Below are 22,157 nucleotides of genomic sequence, written 5' to 3' on the forward strand. Positions count from 1 at the left end.
ATTATTAAGGTCAGGTGATTTTCATTGGGCAGCAAAAAAGTTATCTCAATAACAATAATCACAGTAATTATTGGATTTATGATTGCAGTTCAATTTCAAAGTATTAACAAGCCTGTTGTCCGTGATACGAGAGATACTTGGGAAATTCGTGAGGATATTAAGAAAGAACAAGAGCTTACATTTCAGTTACATCAAGAAATTTCAAATTATAACGATAAATTGGAGAAATATAAAACAGAACGACAAGATGATGCGGTACTTAAGGAAACGTTAGACGAGCTAAAATTAAAGGCTGGTTTAACTGATGTAAGTGGACCAGGTGTTATCTTAACTGTGAAGCCGTTTTTCGCTGATATCATGCCAGGTGAACGTGTTCATACAGTTTCGCCAGAACTACTGAAAAGGTTAATTAATGAATTAAATCAATATAACGCAGTAGATATTTCTATAGCTGAACAACGGGTAATAAATACTACAGTGATTAGAGACATAAACGGCATCACAAAAATAGATGGATATCCTCTTAATAGATTTCCATTTGAAATTAAAGTAATTGCTAAGAATGAAGAAGGAGCAGAAAAATTATATAACAGATTACAGGTCTCTAGCATGATTGATGCTTTCGTTTATGATAATTTACAAGTTGTGATCTCCGATCCAATAGCATCGATTGAAGTACCGGCTTTTTCAGAAATACCTCGTATCAAAAATATGAAGCCTGTAAATGCCGAAGAGGAGGAGAAATAGTATGTGGCTTCCACTTATCGGCTTAATTCTTGGAATAATATTAGGTTTGCTAACAGATATACGCATACCAGATGAATATTCTAATTATTTATCAATTGCTATACTTGCAGCATTAGATACGCTCTTTGGAGGAATCCGGGCACATTTACAAAATGTATACGATGAGAAAGTCTTTGTGTCTGGCTTTATCTTTAATATACTTTTAGCTACAAGTTTGGCTTTTCTAGGTGTTCATCTTGGTGTAGACTTGTATTTAGCAGCAGTATTTGCATTTGGGGTAAGATTGTTTCAAAATATTGCAGTGATTAGACGAACTTTATTGTCTAAATGGAAGATTACTCACAAAAAAACTGAAAAAAATTAATTTTTATTAAAGGGAATAGATAGGATTTGTTGAATATTTTCCATATAAGAATGTGTTCAATAGGGAGGATAAAAAGGACTGAGAAGAACAAGCCGGTGAAGCATTGAAGGCTAGAGTAAAACTCAAGTACATGAAAGGTGTTTTTGTTGCCTTGTATCAAGTAGTCTTTATTACCTTTGCTTCATTTGTAGACGACATAAAAGATATACGTAAGGATACAGAAAAGCCCACTATGGTGTCTACCACGTCAATTACATACGTGCACAGAACTGCTTGTTCAAGTTCAATTTTCCCAGACCTTTAAACTTTCTTTGAAGATTGATTTGTAAAGTTTGATGTACCATTTATTGAATCGATTAATAAAGGACATATGCTCAGCATGAACAGTTATTATTTATGATTGAAAAAGGAGGTGCCAAAGAATGAACAGCAATGAAGTTTTTGTTAGTCTTGACATCGGTACATCCAATGTTAAAGTGATCATAGGTGAAATGGCAAATGATACTTTAAATATTATTGGGGTAGGTAATGTTAATTCACATGGATTAAGAAAAGGTTCAATTGTTGATATAGACGAAACCGTTCATTCTATTAAAAAGGCAATAGAACAAGCCGAAAGAATGGTTGGTATTCCCATCCAAAGCGTTGTTGTGGGTGTGTCTGCTAATAGTGTGCAACTCCAAGATGCACATGGTGTTGTAGCTGTATCGAGTGAAAATAGGGAAATTAATGACCAAGATGTAGCTAGAGTCATAGAGGCAGCGCAAGTTGTATCAATCCCCCCAGAGAGAGAAATTATAGATGTGATTCCAAAACAATTTATCGTCGATGGGCTTGATGAAATTAACGACCCGAGAGGAATGTTAGGAGTCCGCCTTGAAATGGAAGGAACCATTATTACTGGATCAAAAACGATATTACATAATTTACTTAGGTGTGTAGAGCGTGCAGGTTTAGAAATAACGGCTATTTGTTTACAACCACTCGCTGCGGGTTCGATCTCTTTATCTCGGGATGAAATGGAGTTTGGTGTAGCTCTAGTTGATATCGGTGGCGGTTCTACAACTATAGCGTTTTTTGAAAATGGACATTTAAAGGCTACAACGGTTTTACCGATAGGAGGGGATCATATAACAAAAGATCTTTCTATTGGTTTAAGAGCCTCTACTGAAGACGCTGAAAAGATAAAAACAAAGTATGGACATGCTTTTTATGATACAGCCTCAGAAGAAGAAACATTTAATGTTCCGATTATTGGTAGCGATAAAGAAGAACAATATAATCAACTAATAATCTCAGACATTATTGAAGCTAGATTTGAAGAAATGTTTGACATGATTAAAAATGAAGTAAGACAATTAGGAATTCGTGAATTGCCTGGAGGTTATGTACTTACTGGTGGTGCTGTTAATATTTCAGGATCTTTGGAATTAGCACAACAAATTTTAGCAAATAACGTGAGGGTAGCAATTCCTGATTACATTGGTGTAAGAGAACCTCAATATACTACTGGAGTAGGATTAATTCAATTTGCATATAGAAATGCCAAGCTTCAAGGCAAAAGTATTGTTGAGGAAAATGGCCCTATAGATCTATCAGAAAAAAGAGTAGCAAAAAAACCTCAACAATTAAAGCAAAAATCTAAGCAAAAAAATGAAGAAAATCTGAGTGAAAAAGTCAAGAAATTTTTCGGGTTATTTTGGGAATAACAAGATGAAAACTTCTTAGTAAATCGATAAATTAGGAGGATTTGTGATGTTAGATTTTGAAACAAATCTTGATCAATTAGCGACAATAAAAGTAATCGGTGTCGGTGGTGGAGGAAATAACGCCGTAAATCGAATGATTGAGCATGGAGTACAAGGTGTAGAATTTATAGCTGTAAATACTGATGCACAAGCGCTAAATCTTTCAAAAGCAGAGATTAAAATGCAAATCGGGGCAAAGTTAACTCGAGGTCTTGGAGCTGGTGCTAATCCTGAAGTAGGAAAAAAAGCAGCTGAAGAAAGTAAAGAACAGCTAGAAGAAGTGTTAAACGGAGCAGATATGGTTTTTGTTACAGCAGGAATGGGTGGAGGTACAGGGACTGGTGCAGCACCTGTAATAGCCCAAATTGCGAAAGATTTAGGTGCATTGACTGTAGGAGTTGTAACACGTCCTTTTACATTTGAGGGTAGAAAGAGATCTACTCAAGCTGGTGGCGGTATTGCAGCAATGAAAGATTCTGTAGATACTTTGATTGTTATCCCGAATGATAGATTATTAGAAATCGTTGATAAAAATACACCAATGTTAGAAGCATTCCGTGAGGCTGACAATGTATTACGTCAAGGTGTACAAGGTATTTCAGATTTGATCGCAACGCCAGGTTTAATAAACCTTGATTTTGCTGATGTTAAGACAATAATGTCAAACAGAGGCTCAGCATTAATGGGTATCGGTATTGCAACAGGTGAAAACCGTGCTGCGGAAGCTGCAAAAAAGGCTATTTCAAGTCCATTACTTGAAATTCCTATTGACGGTGCTCAAGGAGTCCTAATGAATATAACTGGTGGCATGAACTTAAGCTTGTACGAAGTACAAGAAGCGGCCGATATTGTAGCTTCTGCATCAGATCAAGAAGTGAATATGATTTTTGGCTCAGTAATCAATGAGAGCTTAAAAGACGAAATAGTAGTAACGGTGATTGCGACAGGATTTAACGAAACTGAAATTCCTCAAGGTAGACAAATTCGTCAATCAGTAGGTGCGAATACGCAAAAAGCAACTGCAGCAACTAGCCGTGAAAAGGAAAGTGAAAGTGTATCGAACTTTAATCCTCAGCAGACTGAGGATACATTAGACATCCCTACATTTTTACGTAATCGAAACCGCAGACGTTAATAATTTCATATTAAAAACTTCTAAGAGAGAGCATGGATCGTATTTATTGATTCGTGCTTTTTTATATTAGACTATTTTCACTTGAATTGTTGTTATTAGCACAAGATGTAAACGAGTTTACTATCGTGCAATGTATTTTTTCTTATTTATAATGGTAATGATAGTGTGAAAAATCTAAATAGATGTGCTATTTAAATAGGATTGCAACAAAGTTTAAGAAAATTACCTCATATAAAAAAGTGATTGCTGCTGGATTCATAGTTGTTTGACAATATAAGCTTAAATCCAACAAAAAATTCCTCATTAATTCCTACAAAGATTGACAGACATCACAACACATTATATATATACTAGTTTCAAATAAATATACTAACAAAGGAGCTACAAGGAAGGGGAACTTGAGTGTCTATTTATATTGACATTATATGGTTTCTTAATTTGTTATTTGATGGATCATTACTGCTGTTAACTGCAGTAATTCTAAAGAGAAGAATTAAGTTTTGGAGACTTGTGGTTGGCTCGTTAATAGGCTCATCTCTCGTTCTATTAATAGTTTCTCCACTAGCTTCCATCGTATCCAATCCATTAATCAAATTTTTATTTTCACTGATTATCATTTGGGCTGCTTTTGGATACAAGCGTTTTTCTTATTTTATCAAGAACCTTTGCACTTTTTATTTCGCAACGTTTGTAGTCGGAGGTGGTATTATTGCTTTCCATTATTTATTACAAAAAGAAGTTAACATAAATAATGGTATCTTTCTTACGACGTCAACTGGATACGGTGATCCAGTTAGTTGGTTATTTGTAATAATTGCGTTTCCATCTCTATGGTATTTTTCAAGGTCGCAGATAGATGGAATTAAAAGTAATAAGATGAAATACGAGGAAATTATTGATGTTACTATAGTTATTACCAATATCAAAATAACCATTAAGGGATTGATTGATAGTGGTAATCAGCTATACGATCCAATTTCTCGGTCACCAGTAATGATTATCGATAGTACATGTTTAGTTGAACATGTGCCTGCAGGAATTATTGAACTATCAAAAAACGTTGATATGTTAATGAATGAGATGACTGTTGATGATCCTCAATGGGAAAAACGACTTCGACTAATTCCATATAGAGGTGTAGGACAAGATCATCAAATACTATTAGCAATCAAACCAGATAACATTTCACTTCGATATGAAAATAATTGGCTAGATGTGAATAAAGGGCTCATTGCCTTAAATCATGTCAAACTTTCAAGTGACGATGAGTATCAGTGTATCGTTCACCCTAAGATGATTCAATCATCCTCAGTACAATCAGCCTAGTATGTCCTGGATCTATATCTCTGTAAAAATTGAAGGAGGAACAATTTTGAGAAATATGACAGTTCGTTTTACATATTATTGGTACAAATTATTAATGAAACTAGGTATCAAAACTGATGAAATTTATTATATAGGTGGAAGTGAGGCTTTGCCACCTCCTTTATCAAAAGAAGAAGAAGGGCTCTTATTGCAAAAACTCACGAAAGGTGATAAAGCTGCTAGATCTATTCTAATCGAAAGAAACCTTCGTTTAGTCGTTTACATTGCTAGAAAATTCGAAAATACAGGAATTAATATCGAGGATTTAATTAGTATTGGTACGATAGGTTTAATTAAAGCTGTAAATACTTTTAATCCAGAGAAAAAAATTAAGCTAGCTACATACGCATCAAGATGTATTGAAAATGAAATTTTAATGTATTTAAGAAGAAATAATAAAATACGTTCTGAAGTATCATTTGACGAACCTCTCAATATTGACTGGGACGGAAATGAACTGTTGCTATCAGATGTTTTAGGAACTGAAGACGATGTCATCACGAAAAATTTGGAGGCAAATGTAGACCGAAAATTATTGCTAAAAGCTTTACATCAGTTGAATGATCGTGAAAAACAAATTATGGAGCTTAGGTTCGGACTTATAGGTGGTGAAGAAAAAACACAAAAGGATGTTGCTGATATGTTAGGTATTTCTCAATCATATATTTCTCGACTAGAGAAAAGAATTATAAAGAGGCTTAGAAAAGAGTTTAATAAAATGGTTTAACCATTTTTGATCATTACTTTTTTTCTTCAATATGAACGTTGTGCATATTTTTCCCTCCTAAGGAGATACTTAACTTAGGACATCTACTCCTGTTAGGGGGGAAAGAATTGACTAGAAATAAAGTTGAAATTTGTGGCGTTGATACGTCAAAGCTTCCAGTACTAAAAAATGTAGAGATGAGAGAACTATTCCGTTTAATGCAAAGCGGGGACATACAAGCTCGTGAAAAATTAGTTAATGGGAACTTGCGACTTGTATTAAGTGTTATTCAAAGATTCAACAATAGAGGAGAGTATGTAGACGACCTGTTCCAGGTTGGTTGCATCGGTTTAATGAAGTCCATCGACAACTTTGATTTAGGTCAAAACGTTAAATTTTCCACATATGCTGTGCCGATGATCATAGGTGAAATTCGGAGATATTTACGTGATAATAATCCAATTAGAGTTTCACGTTCATTACGCGATATTGCATATAAAGCTTTACAAGTAAGGGAAGAATTAATGGGGAAGACATCGAAAGAACCTACAGCAGAGGAAATATCCAAAGTGTTAGAAGTTCCATATGAGGAAATAGTGTTTGCTCTTGATGCAATACAAGACCCAGTATCATTATTTGAACCGATTTATAATGATGGAGGGGATCCAATTTTTGTAATGGATCAGCTAAGTGATGAAAAAAATAAAGATTCGCAATGGATTGAAGAAATAGCTTTAAAGGAAGGTATGCGAAGATTAAATGATCGAGAAAAGCTCATTTTAAGGAAACGTTTTTTTCAAGGTAAAACCCAAATGGAAGTTGCTGAAGAAATAGGAATTTCTCAAGCACAAGTGTCAAGATTAGAAAAAGCAGCAATAAAGCAAATGAATAAGAATATTCAAAGCTGATGTCGAAGAGCTGTTCAATAATGGACAGCTCTTTTTTATGTAGGGCTGTATCGCAATGATTGTTGCTTATCGTAAAAGGAGCCAAATACGTAAACCTCAAACGTTCGTGGCATTTTTTCTCCTTTCATAATGATTAAGCTCACAAGAAATACAACATACTGTCCATTATTAATGGTAATAGTAACAAAGTTAACGAAAAAAGCCTTAGTAAAGGCTGTCTTCGCAACGAATGTTGCTTATCGTAAAAGGAGCCAAATACGTAAACCTCAAACGTTCGTGGCATTTTTTCTCCTTTCATAATGATTAAGCTCACAAGAAATACAACATACTGTCCATTATTAATGGTAATAGTAACAAAGTTAACGAAAAAAGCCTTAGTAAAGGCTGTCTTCGCAACGAATGTTGCTTATCGTAAAAGGAGCCAAATACGTAAACCTCAAACGTTCGTGGCATTTTTTCTCCTTTCATAATGATTAAGCTCACAAGAAATACAACATACTGTCCATTATTAATGGTAATAGTAACAAAGTTAACGAAAAAAGCCTTAGTAAAGGCTGTCTTCGCAACGAATGTTGCTTTTCGAAATAGGAACTGAACACGTATATATCAAACGTTCGTGGCATTTTTTCTCCTTTTATAATGATTAAGCTCAGAAAAAACACAATATACGGTCCATTATTAATGGTAATAGTAACAAAGTTAACGAAAAAAGCCTTAGCAATAACGATTTATCTCTGTAACTTTCATTACGATATGTTGATTACTCATTAAACGTTGTTTTTCCATGACGATATACACATATTTTACGAGCGGTAGTAGCAGCATCTTTCTTATATAAATCGCTATTATTGGAGAACAATCCCTAACAACAAAAGAGTCTAACAAAAAAATTCCACATTTTGATGTCTTCTAATTGTTCAACAAAAAATTGCTCATGAACTAGAGTAGCTTACACATATATTGACTATAAGGGACGTTAATTTTTGTGGAATGCCAGAATACGAGGACAGGGGAGAGTTTTTTATGGTAAAAATCTCTGAATTTCAAGCAAAAAGTGTAGTTAATGTAGCTGATGGTACAAATTTAGGCCATATTGGTGATATAGATATAAATTTGAGTACAGGAGAAATAGAATCAATTGTTATTTTTGCTAATGGCAAAGTTTTAGGGTTTTTTGGACGAGAAGAAGAAGTAGTAATACCGTGGGTAAATATTGTGAAAGTTGGTAAGGATGTTATTTTAGTTAGATATCAATCACACGAAGCTAAGCTAATAGAGGAGTAATAATACAAAATATGTAAAACGTTGTGAAAACAAATCTAACGAAATACTACAATTTGTGTTAAAATAAACAAAAGTAATGAGGCTCATAGTGAGGACTGACTGTTATGTACGAACCTTTTCAACAAATTGAACATGAAGAAATTCTTTATTTACCTTGGCATGTTTTTAATTCTAAAGTCGTAGCTGGGTTTACAACGAAAAATGGTGGATATAGTAAATTTCCGTATGAGACGTTAAATACAGGTTTACATGTTAATGATAAACCTGATACGGTGGTGAAAAATAGAGAGGCGGTAGCAAAGTTAATTAATTTTCCTATTGAAAACTGGGTATGTGCTGAGCAAATTCATGATCATACGATAACTAAAGTAACAAAGAAGGATATAGGGAAAGGCATCTACTCCTATTCTACATCTATAGATGGTACAGACGGCTTATACACTACTGATGCCGGTATATTGTTAACATTATGCTATGCAGATTGTGTCCCTATATATTTTCGGGCTAAGAATAAGGAAATAATAGGCGTGGCCCATGCAGGATGGAAAGGTTCAGTGAAAAATATTGTTGGGAAGATGGTACAGCAATGGACTGAAAATGAACAAGTTAAAAGAAATGACATATATGTTGCTATTGGACCATCAATAGGAAGTTGCTGCTATAATGTGGATGAACGTGTAATTAAACAAGTAGATACTATCTTACAAAACCATGATCTCCTTCCATATACTTTTATTGGTAATGGAGAATATAGTTTAGATTTAAAACAATTAAACCAACAATTATTGGTTGAAGCTGGCATACTAGTTGACAATATTGAAGTTTCAAATTATTGTACGAGTTGTCAAGAAGGGTTATTTTACTCTTACAGACGTGACAATGGTAAGACTGGTAGAATGATGAGCTTTATTGGTATGAAGGAGGTATAATGTCAGATTGTCTGTTGAGGTAAATTTAGCTATTATTGAAGAAAAAATAAACGAAGTGTGTGCAAAAGTTAAGCGTGACAGGAAAGATATAAATATCATAGCTGTGACAAAATATGTAACTGTTGAACGGGTAGAAGAAGCCATACAAGCAGGGATTACTCAATTTGGTGAGAACCGAGATCAAGGTTTCAACGATAAATGGGAACAAATTGGAGCAAAGGTTACCTGGCATTTTATTGGGACATTACAAACGAGAAAGGTAAAGAATATTATTAATAAGGTTGACTACATTCATTCTTTAGACCGACTATCGTTAGCTGAAGAAATTCAAAAGCGTGCTACGAAGCAAATTAAATGTTTCATCCAGGTGAACACTTCAGGTGAGGGCTCGAAACATGGTATGTCTCCGGAAGAAGTAATACCATTTATTGACCAGCTAAAAGGTTTTTCAAATGTTTTCATCGTTGGGCTGATGACAATGGCACCACATACCGATGACGTTTCAATCATTCGATCGTGCTTTCAGAAATTAAAAGAACTTCAGCAACAAGTACAAGCATTATCTTTAGCATATGCACCTTGTAAAGATCTATCAATGGGTATGTCAAATGATTACGAAATTGCGATCGAAGAAGGGGCAACATATTTACGTATAGGTTCTTCTTTAGTTGGCAATGAGCAGTAGTTAAGAAGATTGTTAGCGCATTGAAGGGTACTTTTGTATTTAGCAAAAGGTTCGATTATGAAAGCTTATATGGATTATCGTCTGAAAGGCTATTTACTAAGATGAGAGGGGAGTGTCAATATGAGCATGATGTCAAAGTTTAAGAACTTTTTTGCACTTGAAGATGAATATGATTATGTTGATGAGCAAGAAGAATATGAGCATGATGATGAAATAGACGTATCAAAACAGCCAAAAGCGGCTAATCAGAAACAAAATATTGTGAGTTTACAGAGCGTACAAAAATCTTCTAAAGTCGTATTAATTGAACCAAGAGCGTATAGTGAAGTTCAAGATATAGCTGATCAATTAAAAAATAGACGTTCTGTTGTAGTAAATTTACAACGAAACCAACATGACCAAGCAAAAAGAATTGTTGATTTTTTGAGTGGGACAGTGTATGCTCTCGGTGGGGATATACAAAAGGTAGGATCTAATATTTTTCTATGTACGCCTGATAATGTTGATGTTTCGGGAACAATTTCTGAGTTGTCAATTGATGAAGACTCTATAGGACAGAGGTGGTAAACTTATATGGAACTATTACTTAGTATTATTTTATTTGCAGTAGATATATATTTTTATGCTCTTTTTATTTACATATTAATGTCTTGGTTTCCAAACGCAAGAGAAACAAGTATCGGTCAAGTTTTAACTTCTATTTGCGAACCTTACTTGGAACCATTTAGAAAAATAATTCCACCTCTTGGTATGATTGATATATCACCAATCGTTGCAATTCTTGTATTGCGGTATGCAAGTTTTGGTTTACAGTATTTGTTTAGCTCTTTTTTACTTTAATATAGCAGTATAGATGTAAGGAATCTTTCTTAGATTCCTTTTTCTTACGCAAGATAAGGACTGAATTGCACATGAATATTTACCAACATTTTCGCAAAGAGGAGCACAATTTTATAGACCAGGTGATAGATTGGAAGAATACAGTTCAAAATACGTATAGCTATAAACTTACTGATTTTTTAGACCCTAGAGAACAAGAAATAACTAAATCTATTGTAGGCGAGAATCAAGATGTTCACGTGGAATTATTTGGTGGTGCTGAGTGGACCGAAAGAAAGAGGGCGCTTATCTATCCTGATTATTATGTTCCTAGTGATGATGACTTCAAGCTTGCTGTTTTTGAACTTGGATACCCTGAAAAATTTGTAACGATTGAACATCCGCAAATGTTAGGTTCGTTAATGGGGCTAGGGATGAGAAGAGCTAAATTTGGTGATGTAATTATACAGGATCGTATTGTTCAATTCGTCGTCGCAGAAGAGGTCGAAAACTATATACAAGTGAATCTCCAATCAGTTGGTAAGAGTAAAGTCTCAGTTAAAAGGATTAATTTATCAAGCATAGTAAACCGTAAGGAATTGTGGAGAGAAAATGTAACGACTGCATCCTCACTTCGTCTAGATATTATGATAGCAACAATATTCTCAATTTCTAGACAAAGAGCTCAACAGCTTATTAAAAATGGACTTGTTCGCATGAATTGGAAAACGATCGAGCAAACTTCATTTGAATGTAAAGAAGGGGATATCATCTCTGTACGTGGAGTTGGTAGAGGGAAACTTTTGTCAATAGAAGGTAAGACAAAAAAAGAAAAATGGCGAATTGTCGTGGGAATACAAAAATAAATTGGGATAAGAGCAGGAATTATTAATAATATGTCGAATAACTTAAAAAAACATTTACGTAGTGTATAACAAAAGTTTTTCGTCATAAAACATACATACGATTTTGTGGAGGTGGCACATGTGCCTTTAACACCATTAGATATTCATAATAAGGAATTTAGTAAAGGATTCCGAGGTTATGATGAAGATGAAGTAAATGAATTTTTAGATCAGGTTATTAAAGATTATGAAATTGTAATTAGACAAAAAAAAGAGTTAGAAGACAAGGTTACAGATTTAACTGAGAGAATAAACCATTTTACAAGTATTGAAGAAACACTCAATAAATCAATCGTTATTGCTCAAGAGACAGCAGAGGAAGTTAAAAGAAATGCTGAAAAGGAAGCAAAGTTAATTATTAAAGAAGCTGAAAAGAATGCTGACAGAATAATTAATGAATCACTTTCTAAATCTCGTAAGATTACCTTGGAAATAGAGGAATTGAAGAAGCAATCAAAAGTATTTAGAAATCGTTTTAAAATGCTTATAGAAGCTCAACTTGATATGCTTCAACATAACGATTGGGATAGTTTAATGGAGTATGAAGAAGATCCACAATCAGTTGTGAAATAGGAAAACTAGACTTGACTAACTGAAGCACGATAGCATATAATTTCTAAATATGTGTCATAACTTTAAATGTAGACGATGATAGGGACAGTAATTCTTTAACGAGTTTATTATAAAAAGCGAATCGAGGACGGTGGAAGCTCGATATAAACAAAAGGAATGAACATCACCCTTGAGTTCCTAGCTGAAATTATAAAGTAAGCAATGGCGTTTATTCACGTTACGAATAGAAAGCGGACTAATTGTTTTTTGTATTATAACAAGTAACAGTCTACAAGGGTGGTACCGCGGGAGACCTTCTCGTCCCTATTTAGGGATGAGAAGGTCTTTTTTTAGGTTCTTATCGCTACTTGGTGTTATGATAAGGCTTTTTTCGTACACTTTGTTGCTTTTTGTTACTTAAATTTGATTAACTAATGTGGATGATATGATTTTTATTGTTTGAAGAAAAGAAAAGAAAAGGTATCCATAACGTTAGTTATATTCATGTATAGCTCTTATTACGAAAAGCAACAATTAATGTGGAAACAGCTTCTTATAAAAAAGCCATCTATGTAACGTATTGTGCATACTAAAGAAGACAAGGTTTCACCACGAATGCTAGTTGTATGCTTTTATAGCGAAAAACAGTTACATATGGAAAACAGCTTTTTAATAATTATTTTATGTTAGTTTTGGAGGAATGGATAATGGAGTATAAAGATACCTTACTTATGCCGAAAACAAGCTTTCCAATGCGTGGAAATCTTCCGAATCGAGAGCCACAAATGCAACAGCAATGGGACGAGCAACATATATATGAAATGGTTCAAGAACGAACAAAAGATAGACCATTATTTGTATTACATGACGGCCCTCCATATGCAAATGGTGATATTCATATGGGGCATGCTTTAAACAAAATATTAAAAGATTTTATCGTACGCTATAAATCCATGAGCGGTTATAATGCGCCATATGTGCCAGGTTGGGATACTCATGGTTTACCTATAGAAACAGCACTAACAAAAAATAAAAAAATAAAACGTAAGGAAATGAGTGTTGCTGAATTTCGTAAGCTCTGTGAAGAATATGCGTATAAACAAATCAATAATCAACGCGAGCAATTTAAACGCTTAGGTGTTCGTGGAGATTGGGAAAATCCGTATATTACATTAGAGCCTGCTTATGAAGCACAACAAATTAAAGTATTTGGCGAAATGGCTAAAAAGGGTCTAATATATAAAGGCTTAAAGCCTGTCAATTGGTCACCATCAAGTGAATCAGCTCTTGCAGAAGCTGAGATTGAATATAAAGATAAAAGATCACCTTCTATTTATGTAGCATTTGAAGTGAAAGATGGGAAAGGGGTACTCCAAGGGGATGAAAAAATAATTATTTGGACAACGACACCTTGGACACTTCCTGCAAATCTTGGAATTACAGTTCATCCTGATCTTGATTATAGTATTGTTCAAGCAGATGGACAAAAATATGTTATTGCAACTGATTTACTAGAAGTTGTACAAAATGAAATTGGCTGGGAGAATACGACAACAGTAAAATCCATAAAAGGACATCTTTTAGAGAATGTCGTTGCTGCACATCCGTTTTATGAGCGTGATAGTCTTGTCATGTTAGGAGATCATGTAACGACAGATGCAGGTACTGGATGTGTTCATACTGCACCTGGTCATGGGGAAGATGACTTTATCGTAGGAAAAAAATACGGTTTAGACGTACTTTGCCCTGTAAATGAAATGGGTTATATGACTACTGAGGCACCAGGCTTTGAAGGGTTGTTCTATGATCAAGCGAATAAGCCAATTACTGAGAAATTAGAGGAAGTTGGAGCTTTACTCAAACTTACCTTTATCACTCATTCATATCCACATGACTGGAGAACAAAAAAGCCTACAATATTTAGAGCAACAGCACAATGGTTTGCTTCAATAGATAAAATACGAGAAGATTTACTTAACTCAGTAAAAGAAACAAAATGGGTGCCGGAATGGGGCGAAACCCGCTTGCATAACATGGTGAGAGATCGTGGGGATTGGTGTATTTCTAGACAACGTGCCTGGGGTGTACCTATTCCTGTGTTCTACGGGGAGAATGGAGAGCCTATTATTACAGATGAAACGATTGATCATGTATCGAACCTATTTAGAGAGCACGGCTCAAATATTTGGTTTGAACAAGATGCAAAAGGCTTGCTCCCAGAAGGCTTTTCACATCCTTCTAGTCCAAATGGAAAGTTTACAAAGGAACAAGACATAATGGATGTATGGTTTGATTCAGGATCTTCTCATCAAGCCGTTCTCCTCGAAAGAGACGATCTACAACGTCCAGCAGATTTGTATTTAGAAGGTTCTGACCAATATCGTGGTTGGTTTAATTCTTCCTTATCTACATCTGTTGCGGTTACTGGACATGCTCCATATAAAGGTGTATTGAGCCATGGCTTTGTACTTGATGGAGAAGGTAGGAAGATGAGTAAGTCTATCGGGAATGTCGTCGTTCCAGAAAAAGTAATGAAACAATTAGGTGGCGATATTCTACGCTTATGGGTAGCTTCAGTAGATTATCAATCAGACGTTCGAATCTCAGATGCTATATTAAAGCAAGTAGCTGAAGTATATCGCAAAATTCGTAATACATTCCGCTTCTTATTAGGGAATTTATTCGATTTTGAACCAACTAAAGACACAGTGGCATATGAAGATTTAAGAGAAGTTGATCGATATATGCTCATTAAACTCAATAAAATCATTAACAAAGTAAAGAAATCTTATGAAACATATGAATTTGCGAGTATTTTCCACGATGTTCATAATTTTTGTACGATTGATTTAAGTTCATTCTATTTAGATTTTGCTAAGGATATTTTATACATTGATGCACCAAATGATATGAACCGTCGTGCAATTCAAACAGTCATGTATGAGTCTTTATTAGCACTTACGAAGCTTGTAGCACCTATACTACCTCATACAGCAGACGAGGTATGGTCACATATTAATACTGTATCAGAGCAAAGTGTGCAGTTAGTCGACATGCCTGAAGCAACAGAATTACAAAATGCTAAACAAATTGAAGAGAAATGGGATGCATTTATGTCTCTTCGTGACGATGTGTTAAAGGCATTAGAAGTGGCTCGGAATGAAAAAGTGATAGGTAAATCATTAAATGCTCATATTGCATTATATACTACTGATGATACTAAACATCTCTTAAATGCCATTGAAGAAGATGTGAAGCAACTGTTTATCGTTTCAGGATTTGACATTGCAGGAATGCTAGAAGATGCACCAGCGAATGCACAAAAATTTGATCAGACTGCAATTGTTGTATCACCAGCTGAGGGAGAGACGTGTGAACGTTGTTGGGTTGTTTCTCAAACAGTAGGTGAGGATAAAGATCATCCAACGATATGCTCAAGGTGTGCTACGGTAGTTAAGGAACATTATACTGAATAAATGAACAACCTTAGCAGTGTGTTTTCTGCTAAGGTTTTCTTTGTTTTACGTTTATGTAATGGAAAAATGTAGTTTACAGGATATGTTGTAAATAAGCATATACTATTGTCATCAAACAACTGCTTCGTATCTTAGGAGGTTTATGTATGTATGAACAAACAGCAGAGATAAAAGCAGAATTAGAGCTTGCAAAGTTGGAACTAGAAACACGGTTAGGGCAAGTAGATAAAGATGACGAATGTACATTAAATGATGAGAAACATATGGAGATTATTCATTATGTCAAAGAAGACCTAGAAGATGTAAATAGAGCATTAGTGAAAATTGATTTAGGCGTTTATGGCTTATGCGAATCAACAGGTAAAAGAATCCCCCTAGACAAACTGCGAATATTCCCGACTGTTAGAACAATTGATGAAGTAAATTATCCAAACAATTATATACATTAAAATATAAACGTATTATTTATACAATAGCATTATTGGTGAATATATTATTATGAATTCGTTGTTTCTTTTCAAGACAATATGCTAAAATGCAGAAGTACATTATATTTCATGGAGGTACTTCTGTGTATTATTATATCTTAGCATTAGTCGTTATTTTAATGGATCAAGTAACAAAGTGGGTGATTGTTACAAAAATGGAGTATGGTGATCATCTACCAGTTATAGAAAATTTTTTATACATAACTTCACATCGTAATAGAGGAGCGGCTTGGGGCATATTGGAAGGGCAGCTGTGGTTCTTTTATATCGTCACAACAATTGTCATCATTGGCATTATTTATTATATGAAAAAACTCCCTCAAACACAGGTGTTGATACGTGTTGCGCTAGCATTAATGCTTGGAGGAGCAATCGGTAATTTTATTGACCGTCTGTTTAGAAAAGAAGTTGTTGATTTTATTAATTTTACGAATATTTTTAGTTATGATTACCCAATTTTTAATATTGCTGATGCAGCATTAGTTGTTGGAGTCATACTGGTAATTATCCATACACTACTAGATGGACGAGAGAAGGAGAAAAATTAATGGATGTTATTGAGTTAATTGTAACAAATGAACAGCGTAACGAAAGGCTTGACAAAGTGATTTCAGAGCATGGAAATGAATGGTCTCGTTCTCAAGTACAGCAATGGATTAAAGCTGGAAATATTACGGTAAATGACAAGAATGTTAAGCCTAATTATAAATGTAATATAGGGGACGCTGTGAAAATAACTGTACCAGCAGCTGAAGAACTAGATGTGATTCCACAGGATATGGGTCTAGATATTTACTATGAGGATGCAGATGTAATCGTAGTTAATAAGAATAGTGGAATAGTTGTTCATCCTGCACCAGGACATATGGAAGGTACATTAGTAAATGGACTTTTAGCACATTGTACAGATTTATCTGGTATTAACGGCGTGCTAAGGCCAGGAATTGTTCATAGAATTGATAAAGATACATCAGGACTTATAATGGTAGCCAAAAATGATGTGGCTCATGAATCATTAGTCAATCAATTAGTAAATAAAACTGTCACACGTAAATACAAGGCGATCGTTCATGGTGTTATTCCGCATGATAAGGGAACGATTGATGCACCAATTGGACGAGATAAACGTGATCGTCAAAGTATGACAGTAACTGACGAACATTCAAAAGATGCAGTTACGCACTTTAAAGTACTAGAAAGATTTAATGATTACACTTTAATTGAATGCCAACTTGAAACAGGAAGAACCCACCAAATTCGTGTTCATATGAAATATATTGGTTATCCTCTGGTTGGAGACCCAAAATATGGTCCAAAGAAAACATTACAAACAAATGGACAAGTACTTCATGCAGCAATTCTAGGTTTTGATCATCCTAGAACGAATAAATATATGGAATTTGAAGCTCCATTGCCTACAGAATTTGTCACAGTATTAAATGAGATTCAAAAATAATATTGACATTACCTTATCGTTAATATATTCTAAATGTAGTTGCATACAAGATCTTTAACCCAGTCCCGTGAGGCTGAGAAGGATACGGAAATTTATTTATGAGTAATTGTAGTAGCGCTACAATTACGAGTCCTCTCGCCACAGGTGTGAGGATTTTTTTATGCTGTTGACCACCATTTATAATCAGAGGTGATAACGATGCAAAAAGCTGTAGTATTAGATAATCAAGCTATTCGCAGAGCACTAACTCGTATTGCACATGAGATTATTGAAAAGAACAAAGGTATTAAGGATTGTGTCCTCGTTGGAATTAAAACTCGGGGTATATATCTTGTTAATAGGTTGGCAGAAAAGATTGAGCAAATCGAAGGAGACAAAATCGCAATAGGTGAACTAGATATCACATTATATAGAGATGATCTAACAAACACGACATCGAATAAAGAACCGCTTGTGAAAGGTTCTCATTTACCGATAGATATTACAAATAAAAAGGTAATATTAGTAGATGATGTGTTGTTTACTGGACGGACAGTTCGTGCGGCAATGGACGCGTTAATAGACGTAGGTAGGCCAGCTCAAATACAATTGGCAGTTCTAGTTGATCGAGGCCATAGAGAGCTACCGATAAGAGCAGATTTTGTTGGTAAAAACATTCCAACTTCTAATGCCGAAAAAATAGTTGTTAAATTAGAAGAAATTGATCAAGTTGATCAAGTAGGTATTTACGAAATTTAATCCCCTTTTTAAGGTTATCCTGTGAGATGGCTAAGAGGGTACAACCTCAAGTATGTCCATACTTGAGTAGTTTGCACACCCTCTTTGTATATAAAACAAAGAGGGTTTTTATATGGATTTTTCTAGTGTGCGTTTTACAGAGGAGGAGACAAAGTTGGAGATGAAGCAAAAGGATGTAACTCTTAATGTACAGGAAGTCCCACCCTTAAGTAAATGGATTATATTTAGCATCCAACATTTATTTGCAATGTTTGGAGCCACAATTCTTGTGCCCTTTTTAGTAGATTTAAGCCCTGGAGTAGCACTTGTTTCAAGTGGTCTTGGAACTTTAGCCTACTTATTAATAACTAGAGGTCAAATACCTGCATACTTAGGCTCCTCATTCGCATTTATTGCACCTATTATTGCAGCAAAAGCAGCTGGAGGTCCACAAGCTGCAATGTTGGGAAGTTTTTTAGCAGGTGTTGTCTATGGGATTGTAGCTCTACTTATTAAAGGATTTGGTTTGAAATGGATTATGCGCATCTTACCACCTGTAGTTGTAGGTCCTGTGATCATTGTAATTGGTTTAGGCCTAGCAAATGTTGCTGTTGGAATGGCAATGTATGAAAATGCTGGTGCACCATCAAACGAATTAATTTATAATCCAACGTATTTGTCAGTAGCTGTAGTGACACTTGCATTAACAATTATCTGTTCTGTGTTTTTGAAAGGGTTCTTTGGACTCATTCCAATTTTAATAGGTATTGTTGGTGGGTACACATATGCATTTTTTATGGGCATTGTTGATCTTACTCCGATTCGTGAAGCAAAGCTTTTCGAAGTGCCAGATTTCTATATTCCCTTTGTAAACTATACACCAAACTTGGACTGGGAAATTGCTCTTATCATGGTTCCAGTCGCCATAGTAACAATTGCAGAGCATATCGGTGATCAGATGGTCTTAAGTAAAGTTGTAGGACGTAATTTTATAGAAAAACCTGGGCTCCATCGCTCAATCTTAGGCGATGGAATTGCAACAATGATTGCAGCAACATTAGGGGGGCCACCTAATACTACTTACGGAGAAAATATAGGTGTATTAGCAATTACGAAAGTGTTCAGCGTCTTTGTTATCGGAGGTGCAGCCGTGTTTGCAATATGTTTTGGATTTATCGGTAAAATAACAGCATTGATTGGCTCGATCCCATCTCCTGTCATGGGCGGTGTATCGATATTATTATTTGGAATCATTGCATCATCAGGCTTACGTATGTTAATAGATAATAAAGTTAATTTCGGAAATACAAGAAACTTAATCATTTCTTCAGTTATTATAGTCATCGGTGTTGGTGGAGCTTTTGTTCAAGTTACAGATCAGCTGCAAATTGCTGGTATGGCATTAGCAGCAATTTGTGGTGTTATACTCCATCTTATACTACCTGGCAAAGAGTCTAGTTATGGTACTAATGAAATGTTTGAACTATCGGAAGACAAGCAACAAATAAGCGGCTAAACCTTTTAAATAAGTCCTGTGAGACTAGTAAGGGTGTAAGGTTATAAGTGTTTTTGATACGCAGAATGAATCATGATCGTATCATAACACTGAAAAGTCTTTAAAAAACACCCTACACAAATTTGTAGGGTGTTTTTTCTTAAATAAATGTAACACTAAAAACCAAAAAGGGGATCATAATATGAAACATTTACTCGCGATGAATGAGCTATCAACCAATGATATTGAAATGATATTACAAGATGCGCATCGGTTTTCTAGTGGTGAATGGACTGATATTGCTCAGAATAAATTTATAGCTAATTTGTTTTATGAACCAAGTACACGAACGAAATTTAGCTTTGAAGTAGCAGAGAAAAAGCTTGGTGCACATGTGTTAAATTTCGATGCGTCAAACACAAGTGTCCAAAAAGGCGAAAGCTTATACGATACTGTGAGAACGTTACAAGCAATTGGAGCAAATGCGGTTGTAATTAGACATCAAGAAGACCAATATTATGATGAATTACGTGAACAAATAAGTATCCCTATCATTAATGCAGGTGATGGATGTGGACATCACCCAACACAATCTTTGCTTGATTTATACACGATTAAAGAGGAGTTTGGGACATTTAAAGGGTTGAAAGTTGCGATCGTTGGCGATATTCGTCATAGTCGTGTAGCACGTTCTAACTCTGAAGTATTAACAAGACTCGGAGCTAATGTGATGTTTTCTGCACCAGATGAATGGCGTGATGAAACGAATCAATTTGGTAAGTATGTTGACATAGATGAGGCGGTACAGACATGTGATGTATTAATGCTATTGCGTATTCAACATGAACGTCATCAAGAAGGAAATGATAATGCGTCACAAAGCTATCATGAATCTTATGGACTAACAATTGAGAGAGAAAAGCAAATGCAAGCACATAGTATTATTTTACATCCAGCCCCAGTGAACCGTGGTGTAGAAATAGCAAGTGAGTTAGTGGAATGTGATCGATCTAGAATCTTTAAGCAAATGGAAAATGGAGTATATATTCGTATGGCTGTTATTAAAAGAGCATTACAATCTGTACAAGGGGGATTAATAAATGAGTATTGTACTAACTAATGGTAAGTGGTTCAACGAAAATGCGTCATTAGAATCAATTAATTTAAAAATTGAAGATGGAAAGATTGTGGAAATTGGCGAGGATATTGATACGACAAATGCACAGGTAATTGATGTTAAAGGTAAGGTCATTTCTCCAGGATTTGTTGACTTACATGTACATTTGCGTGAGCCTGGTGGTGAACATAAAGAAACTATTGAAACAGGTTCATTAGCAGCAGCCAAAGGTGGGTTTACGACGATTGCAGCAATGCCTAATACCCGTCCTGTTCCTGATACGAAAGAACAAATGAATTGGCTCCAAAAACGCATCGAAGAAACAGCACATGTCCGTGTCTTACCGTACGCTGCTATAACAACTCGTCAGCTTGGAGAGGAGCTAACGGATTTTGAACAGTTAAAAGATGCAGGCGCGTTTGCCTTCACAGATGATGGAGTAGGGGTGCAATCAGCACATAAAATGCTTGAGGCAATGAAAAGGGCAGCCGATTTAAATATGTCGATCGTTGCGCACTGTGAGGAAAATACGTTGATTAATAAAGGTGCTGTGCACGAAGGAGATTTTTCAGCAAAACATCACTTGAATGGCATTCCTTCAGTATGTGAATCAGTTCATATTGCGAGAGACGTACTTTTAGCAGAGGCAGCAAATTGTCATTATCACGTTTGCCATATTAGTACAAAGGAATCAGTAAGAGTAGTAAGAGATGCGAAACGCGCTGGGGTTAATGTTACAGCTGAAGTGACTCCACATCATCTACTGTTAACAGATGACGATATACCAGGGCTAGATTCAAATTATAAAATGAACCCACCACTTAGATCGAAGGCTGATAAAGAAGCATTAATTGAGGGATTGTTAGACGGGACAATAGATTTTATTGCTACGGATCATGCTCCTCACACTGTAGAAGAAAAATCAGAAGGAATGGAGCTTGCACCATTTGGCATTGTTGGTCTAGAAACAGCGTTTCCGCTTCTTTATACACATTTTGTTGAAAAAGGCATTATTACATTAGAAGAGCTAATAAATTATTTAACTAAAAAGCCAGCAGAAGTGTTTAATCTTCCTTTTGGAAGTTTACAAGTTGGATCCCATGCAGATTTAACAATTATAGATCTTGAATTGGAACAAACAATTGACCCTGAAACATTTGCTTCAAAAGGGAAAAATACGCCATTTGCTGAATGGACTTGTAAAGGTTGGCCTGTAATGACAGTAGTTAACGGAAAAATTGTATGGCAGAAGGGATGAATT

Annotated in this window: 22 protein-coding genes and 1 other annotated feature; all 22 genes read left to right on the forward strand. The window is 35.2% G+C overall.

Annotated elements, in window-relative coordinates:
- The first annotated feature begins 24 nt into the window (after nucleotides 1-24).
- A complete protein-coding gene (locus tag SLH52_RS07320) occupies nucleotides 25-747 on the forward strand; it encodes a DUF881 domain-containing protein (protein WP_320208616.1) in 723 nt (240 codons plus the stop codon).
- 1 nt (nucleotide 748) lies between these two features.
- Nucleotides 749-1,111: a small basic family protein gene (locus SLH52_RS07325; protein WP_320208617.1), complete on the forward strand. Its 363-nt coding sequence runs from the start codon at nucleotides 749-751 to the stop codon at nucleotides 1,109-1,111.
- Nucleotides 1,112-1,533: 422 nt separating this feature from the next.
- A complete protein-coding gene (gene ftsA / locus SLH52_RS07330; RefSeq protein WP_320208618.1) occupies nucleotides 1,534-2,820 on the forward strand; it encodes a cell division protein FtsA in 1,287 nt (428 codons plus the stop codon).
- Nucleotides 2,821-2,866: 46 nt separating this feature from the next.
- Nucleotides 2,867-3,994 (forward strand): cell division protein FtsZ, encoded by a 1,128-nt coding sequence (gene ftsZ, locus SLH52_RS07335; protein WP_320208619.1) that lies wholly within the window; start codon nucleotides 2,867-2,869, stop codon nucleotides 3,992-3,994.
- A 402-nt stretch (nucleotides 3,995-4,396) separates the two neighbouring features.
- Nucleotides 4,397-5,320 (forward strand): sigma-E processing peptidase SpoIIGA, encoded by a 924-nt coding sequence (gene spoIIGA, locus SLH52_RS07340; protein ID WP_320208620.1) that lies wholly within the window; start codon nucleotides 4,397-4,399, stop codon nucleotides 5,318-5,320.
- Nucleotides 5,321-5,375: 55 nt separating this feature from the next.
- Nucleotides 5,376-6,086 (forward strand): RNA polymerase sporulation sigma factor SigE, encoded by a 711-nt coding sequence (sigE, locus tag SLH52_RS07345; protein WP_410629464.1) that lies wholly within the window; start codon nucleotides 5,376-5,378, stop codon nucleotides 6,084-6,086.
- A 65-nt stretch (nucleotides 6,087-6,151) separates the two neighbouring features.
- Nucleotides 6,152-6,973, forward strand: a complete 822-nt coding sequence (gene sigG / locus SLH52_RS07350) for an RNA polymerase sporulation sigma factor SigG (RefSeq protein ID WP_413785390.1) — start codon at nucleotides 6,152-6,154, stop codon at nucleotides 6,971-6,973.
- A 1,023-nt stretch (nucleotides 6,974-7,996) separates the two neighbouring features.
- Nucleotides 7,997-8,257 (forward strand): YlmC/YmxH family sporulation protein, encoded by a 261-nt coding sequence (locus SLH52_RS07355; protein ID WP_320208622.1) that lies wholly within the window; start codon nucleotides 7,997-7,999, stop codon nucleotides 8,255-8,257.
- A 104-nt stretch (nucleotides 8,258-8,361) separates the two neighbouring features.
- Nucleotides 8,362-9,186, forward strand: coding sequence for a peptidoglycan editing factor PgeF (gene pgeF / locus SLH52_RS07360; RefSeq protein WP_320208623.1), 825 nt, complete (start codon nucleotides 8,362-8,364; stop codon nucleotides 9,184-9,186).
- Between the two features lie 7 nt (nucleotides 9,187-9,193).
- Nucleotides 9,194-9,871, forward strand: coding sequence for a YggS family pyridoxal phosphate-dependent enzyme (locus tag SLH52_RS07365; RefSeq protein WP_320208624.1), 678 nt, complete (start codon nucleotides 9,194-9,196; stop codon nucleotides 9,869-9,871).
- A 120-nt stretch (nucleotides 9,872-9,991) separates the two neighbouring features.
- Nucleotides 9,992-10,438, forward strand: coding sequence for a cell division protein SepF (locus SLH52_RS07370; protein WP_320208625.1), 447 nt, complete (start codon nucleotides 9,992-9,994; stop codon nucleotides 10,436-10,438).
- A gap of 6 nt (nucleotides 10,439-10,444) precedes the next feature.
- On the forward strand, nucleotides 10,445-10,711 hold the full coding sequence (locus SLH52_RS07375; RefSeq protein WP_320208626.1) for a YggT family protein: 267 nt from the start codon (nucleotides 10,445-10,447) through the stop codon (nucleotides 10,709-10,711).
- A gap of 71 nt (nucleotides 10,712-10,782) precedes the next feature.
- Nucleotides 10,783-11,556, forward strand: a complete 774-nt coding sequence (locus SLH52_RS07380; RefSeq protein WP_320208627.1) for an RNA-binding protein — start codon at nucleotides 10,783-10,785, stop codon at nucleotides 11,554-11,556.
- A gap of 120 nt (nucleotides 11,557-11,676) precedes the next feature.
- The gene (locus SLH52_RS07385; RefSeq protein WP_320208628.1) at nucleotides 11,677-12,168 is read left to right on the forward strand and encodes a DivIVA domain-containing protein; all 492 of its coding nucleotides are present in this window, start codon (nucleotides 11,677-11,679) and stop codon (nucleotides 12,166-12,168) included.
- A 66-nt stretch (nucleotides 12,169-12,234) separates the two neighbouring features.
- Nucleotides 12,235-12,476, forward strand: a binding site (T-box leader).
- 378 nt (nucleotides 12,477-12,854) lie between these two features.
- A complete protein-coding gene (ileS, locus tag SLH52_RS07390) occupies nucleotides 12,855-15,623 on the forward strand; it encodes an isoleucine--tRNA ligase (RefSeq protein WP_320208629.1) in 2,769 nt (922 codons plus the stop codon).
- 146 nt (nucleotides 15,624-15,769) lie between these two features.
- Nucleotides 15,770-16,072 (forward strand): molecular chaperone DnaK, encoded by a 303-nt coding sequence (locus SLH52_RS07395; RefSeq protein WP_320208630.1) that lies wholly within the window; start codon nucleotides 15,770-15,772, stop codon nucleotides 16,070-16,072.
- 122 nt (nucleotides 16,073-16,194) lie between these two features.
- On the forward strand, nucleotides 16,195-16,659 hold the full coding sequence (lspA, locus tag SLH52_RS07400) for a signal peptidase II (RefSeq protein ID WP_320208631.1): 465 nt from the start codon (nucleotides 16,195-16,197) through the stop codon (nucleotides 16,657-16,659).
- The gene (locus tag SLH52_RS07405) at nucleotides 16,659-17,567 is read left to right on the forward strand and encodes an RluA family pseudouridine synthase (protein WP_320208632.1); all 909 of its coding nucleotides are present in this window, start codon (nucleotides 16,659-16,661) and stop codon (nucleotides 17,565-17,567) included. The genes lspA and SLH52_RS07405 overlap by 1 nt, the downstream gene beginning before the upstream one ends.
- Before the next feature lie 198 nt (nucleotides 17,568-17,765).
- Entirely contained in the window at nucleotides 17,766-18,305 is a 540-nt protein-coding gene (pyrR, locus tag SLH52_RS07410; protein ID WP_320208633.1) for a bifunctional pyr operon transcriptional regulator/uracil phosphoribosyltransferase PyrR, read from the forward strand.
- A 160-nt stretch (nucleotides 18,306-18,465) separates the two neighbouring features.
- A complete protein-coding gene (locus tag SLH52_RS07415) occupies nucleotides 18,466-19,800 on the forward strand; it encodes a solute carrier family 23 protein (RefSeq protein ID WP_320208794.1) in 1,335 nt (444 codons plus the stop codon).
- A gap of 181 nt (nucleotides 19,801-19,981) precedes the next feature.
- On the forward strand, nucleotides 19,982-20,899 hold the full coding sequence (locus tag SLH52_RS07420) for an aspartate carbamoyltransferase catalytic subunit (RefSeq protein WP_320208634.1): 918 nt from the start codon (nucleotides 19,982-19,984) through the stop codon (nucleotides 20,897-20,899).
- Entirely contained in the window at nucleotides 20,880-22,154 is a 1,275-nt protein-coding gene (locus tag SLH52_RS07425) for a dihydroorotase (RefSeq protein ID WP_320208635.1), read from the forward strand. Before SLH52_RS07420 ends, SLH52_RS07425 begins: the two co-directional genes overlap by 20 nt.
- Nucleotides 22,155-22,157 lie beyond the last annotated feature (3 nt).

Source organism: Cytobacillus sp. IB215665, assembly GCF_033963835.1.
Taxonomy (GTDB): Bacteria; Bacillota; Bacilli; order Bacillales; family SM2101; genus Nanhaiella.

Coding starts and splice junctions, on each gene's coding strand:
- SLH52_RS07325 (WP_320208617.1), top strand. CDS start 749: ATGTGGCTTCCACTTATCGGCTTAATTCTTGGAATAATATTAGGTTTG.
- ftsA (WP_320208618.1), top strand. CDS start 1,534: ATGAACAGCAATGAAGTTTTTGTTAGTCTTGACATCGGTACATCCAAT.
- ftsZ (WP_320208619.1), top strand. CDS start 2,867: ATGTTAGATTTTGAAACAAATCTTGATCAATTAGCGACAATAAAAGTA.
- sigE (WP_410629464.1), top strand. CDS start 5,376: ATGACAGTTCGTTTTACATATTATTGGTACAAATTATTAATGAAACTA.
- SLH52_RS07355 (WP_320208622.1), top strand. CDS start 7,997: ATGGTAAAAATCTCTGAATTTCAAGCAAAAAGTGTAGTTAATGTAGCT.
- pgeF (WP_320208623.1), top strand. CDS start 8,362: ATGTACGAACCTTTTCAACAAATTGAACATGAAGAAATTCTTTATTTA.
- SLH52_RS07370 (WP_320208625.1), top strand. CDS start 9,992: ATGAGCATGATGTCAAAGTTTAAGAACTTTTTTGCACTTGAAGATGAA.
- SLH52_RS07375 (WP_320208626.1), top strand. CDS start 10,445: ATGGAACTATTACTTAGTATTATTTTATTTGCAGTAGATATATATTTT.
- SLH52_RS07380 (WP_320208627.1), top strand. CDS start 10,783: ATGAATATTTACCAACATTTTCGCAAAGAGGAGCACAATTTTATAGAC.
- ileS (WP_320208629.1), top strand. CDS start 12,855: ATGGAGTATAAAGATACCTTACTTATGCCGAAAACAAGCTTTCCAATG.
- SLH52_RS07395 (WP_320208630.1), top strand. CDS start 15,770: ATGTATGAACAAACAGCAGAGATAAAAGCAGAATTAGAGCTTGCAAAG.
- SLH52_RS07405 (WP_320208632.1), top strand. CDS start 16,659: ATGGATGTTATTGAGTTAATTGTAACAAATGAACAGCGTAACGAAAGG.
- pyrR (WP_320208633.1), top strand. CDS start 17,766: ATGCAAAAAGCTGTAGTATTAGATAATCAAGCTATTCGCAGAGCACTA.
- SLH52_RS07415 (WP_320208794.1), top strand. CDS start 18,466: ATGAAGCAAAAGGATGTAACTCTTAATGTACAGGAAGTCCCACCCTTA.
- SLH52_RS07420 (WP_320208634.1), top strand. CDS start 19,982: ATGAAACATTTACTCGCGATGAATGAGCTATCAACCAATGATATTGAA.
- SLH52_RS07425 (WP_320208635.1), top strand. CDS start 20,880: ATGAGTATTGTACTAACTAATGGTAAGTGGTTCAACGAAAATGCGTCA.